This is a genomic window from Streptomyces sp. NPDC006743 (assembly GCF_040703815.1).
Taxonomy (GTDB): Bacteria; Actinomycetota; Actinomycetes; order Streptomycetales; family Streptomycetaceae; genus Streptomyces.
In genome coordinates, this window is the sequence record NZ_JBEYJA010000121.1 from 1 (window position 1) to 5,568 (window position 5,568).

The window sequence follows — 5,568 nt, forward strand, 5'->3', positions numbered from 1 at the left end:
TACGGGGTGAGGCAGGGCCGTCGGCAGTGCATGCCGTGAGGGCAGCGTCGGCTGACGCGTTCAAGCTCTACGGCGCCCCCCACGGCAACTGGGCGCGCATCCACCCAGAACTGGACGACGGTGTCCTCGGTGACTCCCGCCCGCGAGGACTCCTGCCAGGCCAGTGGCCGTTTCCCGGACGCCTCGACCAGGGCGCGCAGTTCGCGGACCGCGAGGGCGAAGCTCTCCGCCGTCATCCCGACGGCCTCGTCCCCGCCGATGTGCACGTAGGGACCGGTGGTCAGCCGGCACACGTCGGCCAGGATCGCGGCCACGACGTCATGGGTCGCCGGGTCCGCCAGGTCGAGCGGCGGCACGAACGGGAAGCGGCCCGCGAGGCCTTCCGGTGCGGGCGCGGCCGGAAGCCCCGGCACGGCCTCGCGCAGGGCGGCGCAGTGGCCGGGCAGGTCGATCTCGGGGACGACGGTCACGAAGCGCTCCGCCGCGTACTCCTGCAGGTCGCGGTAGTCCTCGGGGGTGTAGAACGGGCGCACCGTGCCGTCGTCACGGGGGGCGGTCAGCCGGGGCTCGGCGGGGATGTGCAGCCGCCAGCCCTCGTTGTCCGTCAGGTGCAGGTGCAGCACGTTCAGTTTGTAGAGCGCCGCCAGATCGATGAGGCGGCGCAGCTCGTCCGGGGTGAGGTGACCGCGCGCCGGATCGACCATGAGGCCGCGCCACGCGTAGTGCGGTGCGTCCGTCAGTTCCTGCGGCGCAAGGGTGCCGTCGGACGCGGTGAGCAGCTGGACGGCCGTGGTGGCGGCCCGGAAGACGCCCTCGGGGGTGGCGGCCCGGCAGATGATGCCGCGGTCGGTGACCGTGAGGCGGTGGGACTCGTCCACCGGCTCCGGCAGGCCGCGCGGGCTGATGCCCACCGGGGTGCGGTGCGGTGCGGGGGACGCCTCGTCCAGGTCGAGGGTGAGGGTGAGGGCGGCGGGGCCGGTGTCCGCGGCGCTGTCGTCGGGGCCCGGTGGCAGCAGACGTTCGCCCAGGTGCGGTTCCAGCAGTGCGCGCACTGTCCCGGCGACGGCGGCGAGCCGGCCGTCGGAGGGGCGGATCCGCCAGGGCCCGGCGACGGACGGGCCTCCGCCGCCGGCTGCCGCTGCCTGCCGCGCGGGACGGGGAATGACGGCGTTCATGGTCTCCTCCAACGGGCTGGTCCGGGACCTGTACCGGCCGCCGTGGGCGAGCCGGGGCCAGGGGCCCGGCGTCCGTGTCAGGGCGGCGCCGGGCCCCTGGTGCGGCGGGCCGTGTCCCCGCGGGAGGCCCTGTCGCCTCTTCCTGCCGGGCCGGGTCCACCTGTACGCTAACACGAAAACCGATCAATGAACGCTTTTCATGGAGTCGCGCCCCGGCCGTCCGCCGCCCCGGCTCCCCGCGGAAGGAGTCCCTCCATGACCCCCTCGAACGAGCCCGGTCTCGTGCTGCCGGACGGCTTCCTGCTGGGTGCCTCCACCTCCGCCCACCAGGTCGAGGGGAACAACGTCTCCAGTGACTGGTGGGCCCTGGAGAACCGGCCGGGCAGCTTCGTCGCCGAGCGCAGCGGGGACGCGGCCGACAGCTTCCACCGCTGGCCGGAGGACATGCGGATGCTGAGTGAACTCGGCTTCAACGCCTACCGGTTCAGCATCGAGTGGGCACGCATCGAACCCGAGCGCGGTCAGGTGTCCCGCGCGGCCGTCGCCCACTACCGCGCGATGGTGACCGGTGCCCTGGAACGGGGTCTCACCCCGGTGGTGACCCTGCACCACTTCACCTCGCCACGCTGGTTCAGCGAACTCGGGGGCTGGGCGTCACCGCATTCGAGTGAGCTTTTCGCGGCCTACGCTCAGACGGCCGGCGAGATCCTCGGCGCGGGCGCGCGTTACGCGGCCACCATCAACGAACCGAACATGGTCGCGCTGATCCACACCCTGGTGCGCGGGGCCGCCCGGCGCACCGGCGGCCCCGCCGCGGGGCCCCTGCCATCTCCGGCAGCTTCGCCCGCTCCGGAAGCTCCGGCTCACGAACGCCAGAAGGGTGCCGCGGTCTTCGATCCCGGCGCGGTCGAGCCGGACCCCGAGGTCACCCGGGCGCTGATCCGCGCCCACCGGGCCGCGTCCGCCGTCCTGAGATCGTCCGTGCCCGGGCTGCAGGTGGGCTGGACGGTGGCCAACCAGGTCTACCACGCCGAACCGGGAGCCGAGGACGTCACCGCCGCCTACGCCTGGCCGCGCGAGGACGTCTTCCTGGAGGCGGCCCGCGAGGACGACTGGGTCGGCGTGCAGGCGTACACCCGTCACCGGGTCGGCCCCGACGGCCCGCTCCCCGTGCCGACGGGCGCCGCCACCACGCTGACCGGCTGGGAGGTCTATCCCGAGGCCCTGGGCGAGGCGGTGCGGCACACAGCCCGTGTCGTCGGCCCGCACGTGCCCGTCCTGGTCACCGAGAACGGCATCGCCACCGGCGACGACGCCCTGCGGATCGCCTACACCGCGGATGCCCTGGCAAGCCTGGCGGCGGCCATGCGCGACGGCGTCGACGTGCGCGGTTATCTGCACTGGAGCGCCCTGGACAACTACGAGTGGGGTTCCTACCGGCCGACGTTCGGACTCATCTCGGTCGACCCGCACACCTTCGCCCGCACGCCCAAGGAATCGGCCCGCTGGCTGGGCTCGCTGGCCCGCGCCGGACGTATCCCCGGCGGCCCGGCCACCGCCCCCACCGGCGTCCCGGCCGCGGGTTAGGCTGGTCGGCATGGCGAAACGGGGTCCTTACGAGAAGGGCGAGGCGAAGCGCACCGAGATCCTGCACGCGGCTCTGGAGATCTTCGCGGCCGAAGGGTACCGGGGGACCTCGCTGCGCAAGGTCGCCGCCCGGTGCAATCTCAGCCTGCCCGGCCTGATGCACTACTTCGACTCCAAGGAAGACCTGCTGACGCAGGTGCTGCGGATGCGGGACGAGACGGCCCGCGTCCGGCAGGACGAGCGCACCAGCCCCGAGAGTTACCGGGAGATCATCCGGGAGAGTGCCCGGACCCCCGGTCTGGTGGAGCTGTTCGTGTCCATGGCGGCGGCGGCCGGCGACCCCGGTCACCCGGCGCACGAGCACTTCGCCCAGCGCTATCCGGTCCTGCGGGATCGTGTCGCCGCCTTCGTCCAGAAACGGATGGACGAAGGCCGGATGACCACCGTGGTCCCCGCCGAACGCCTGGCGGTCCTGCTGCTGGCGGTGGCCGACGGCATCCAGTTGCAGTGGCTCATCGACCGGTCGGTGGACATGGAGCAGCCGATCGACGACATCATGCGGCTCCTCGCAGCGGAGCCGGGCGCCTGACCGGGAGGAGGCGCAGGGGACGCGCGGGGCGCCCGGCCGGTCCGCCACGGGCGGCGGCCGCGACGCGCGGGGGACATCCGGGGCGCTGGTCGCGGCACGCGGCAGGTGATCGGTGCACGGGGTGCGGGCCCGGTCGGGGTGGCCCGGGACAACGGCCGCACGCCGTAGACCGTCGACCTGGCCGATGAGCGGGGCGTGCGGCCGGGACAGCGAGCGGGCGTTGCCGAGGCCCCGTGGCCGGAAGCTCGCAGGCCCTGCCCTGTCGCATGCCGAACGCGTCGATGACCGCGTCCAGTTCGCCGCCGGATGCCTGAAGGCCGGCAGTCCGGCGCGGTGGGCGAGCAGGTCGGCCCCCGTCGTGTCCGCCCTGCCCTGCACCGCGAACTCCGGCCAGTACCGCGCGATGGGCGCGTCCCGGTCCAGGTCGTCCCGTTCGCACAGCAGGTCGGCGCAGTCGGCGACCTTGGCCTTCGGCACGGACATCAGCACGCCGATCCGGTCCGGCCCGAACGGTCGGGTGTCAGGCGGCGTCGCGGTGCCCGCGGACCACAGGTCCGCGACCGGCCGGCCGTGGTGATGGACGTCCGGTCACAGCACTGGCCGAGCGGCACCCGGATCGTGCGCCTGGCCCCGGGCGAAGGCGTCCCGCATCCCCTCCCAGCCGGGTTGCACACTCCCGTCGGCCGCCGCCACCGCCCCGTTCGTCACGTCACTCCCCTCCTCACTCCCGACCGCCTTGTCCACCTTGTCCGCCCCGCCCGCCTTACCTGTCTTGCCTGTCTTGGCCGTCCCGGTCGCCTTGGCCGTCCCGGCCGTGCGCTGCGGCGGCGACCAGAGCGGCCAGTTCGGCCACCTCCTCGGGCGGTACGGGACTCTGCGGGAACTCCGAGATCACGTCGAGCGGAATCCCCGCGAGGAACCTGCGCATCACCGGATCGTCCATGGCACCCGGCCCCGCCCCCTGCGGCCTGGCCCGGGCGAACCTCTCGCTCAGCAGCGGGCCGCCCACAGGGTGCGCGAGCCACTCCGCGAGCGTGCTGCGTCCGCTCAGGCGCAGACGGGAGGGGTCACCGGCGACGCTCACCTCGGCCGACAGGCGGATGTCACGCGAGGAGGAGCCCGCCTCGATGCGGTAGACACCGCCCTCCACCCGCCGGCGGCCCTCGCGTTCGCTGTAGTACGCGAGGTCGTCGCGCGCCAGCTCCACCACCACCTCGCAGCTCTCGCCGGGGGCCGGGGACACCGAGGCGAAGCCGCGCAGCTCCCTCGGCGGCCGGGCGACCACGGAGGCGGCCGGGCCGCTGCTGTAGATCTGGACGACCTCGCGGCCCGTGCGGTCCCCGGTGTTGGTGACGGTCAACGACACGGTGAACGCCGCGCCCTCTTCGTCCTGGACGACGCGCAGCCCGGAGTACGCGAACGTGGTGTACGACAACCCGTGGCCGAAGGGGTGGGCGACCTCGCTGCGGCGGGCGTCGTAGCCGCGGTATCCGACGAAGACGCCCTCGCCGTAGCGGACCCGGCCCTCCTCGCCCGGGAAGGAAAGGTGGCTGGGCGAGTCCTCCAGCCGCAGCGGGACGGTCTCGGCCAGCTTGCCGGAGGGATTGACCACGCCGAAGAGCACCCGGGCGAGCGCCCCGCCGCCGGCCTGGCCGAGCAGCCAGCCCTCGACCAGGGCGGGTACGGTCGCCTGCCAGGGCGCGGTGCGGACCACGCCGCCGTTGGACAGCACCACGCACACGCCGCGGTTGACGGCCCGGACCTGTTCCAGCAGGCGCAGCTGGACGGCCGGCAGGTCGATGTGGGCGCGGTCGAAGCCCTCCGACTCGTCCTGGGCGGGGAGGCCCAGGAAGAGCACGACGGTGTCGCTCGCGGCCGCGAGCCGTACGGCTTCGCCGGCCAGGGCCACCTCCGGGTCCGTGTCCGCGTTCGCATCCGGGGCCGCGTTCCCGTCCAGGCCCGGGGCCCCCTTCCCTGTCGTGTCCGCCGGCGCGGCCCCCGGGAGCACGTAGCCCGCGGCGAATTCCACCCGGGCGCCGCGGGAGAGCCGACGCAGGCAGTCCAGGGGTGTGTCCAGGCGGGTCGGCGTCACCTGGGAACTGCCCGCGCCCTGGTAGCGCGGGGTGCGGGCCAGTTCACCGATGACCGCCACGCTTCCCGACGCCGGATCGAGGGGCAGCAGCGCCGAGTCGTTCTTCAGGAGCACGATGCACCGGT

The 5,568-nt window shown here is 73.9% G+C and carries 4 protein-coding genes and 1 pseudogene; 2 read left to right on the forward strand and 3 right to left on the reverse strand.

Features of this window, described 5'->3' with window-relative positions:
- Positions 1-1,175 (reverse strand): family 20 glycosylhydrolase (locus tag ABZ719_RS37140; protein WP_366729585.1); only part of this gene is annotated, 1,175 nt, incomplete at its 3' end.
- Between the two features lie 255 nt (positions 1,176-1,430).
- Here ABZ719_RS37140 and ABZ719_RS37145 point away from each other — a divergent pair.
- Both ABZ719_RS37145 and ABZ719_RS37150 read left to right on the forward strand, forming a co-directional pair.
- Positions 1,431-2,762 carry a family 1 glycosylhydrolase gene (locus ABZ719_RS37145; RefSeq protein WP_366729586.1) on the forward strand — a complete coding sequence of 444 codons (1,332 nt, stop codon included), beginning with the start codon at positions 1,431-1,433 and terminating at the stop codon, positions 2,760-2,762.
- A 10-nt stretch (positions 2,763-2,772) separates the two neighbouring features.
- Positions 2,773-3,351, forward strand: a complete 579-nt coding sequence (locus tag ABZ719_RS37150) for a helix-turn-helix domain-containing protein (protein ID WP_366729587.1) — start codon at positions 2,773-2,775, stop codon at positions 3,349-3,351.
- Positions 3,352-3,645: 294 nt separating this feature from the next.
- On the opposite strand, the pseudogene ABZ719_RS37155 reads toward ABZ719_RS37150, so the two are convergent.
- Positions 3,646-3,915 (reverse strand): annotated as a pseudogene (locus tag ABZ719_RS37155) (serine hydrolase domain-containing protein); the annotation flags it as partial.
- Positions 3,916-4,114: 199 nt separating this feature from the next.
- Positions 4,115-5,568 (reverse strand): glycoside hydrolase family 3 C-terminal domain-containing protein (locus ABZ719_RS37160; RefSeq protein WP_366729588.1); only part of this gene is annotated, 1,454 nt, incomplete at its 5' end.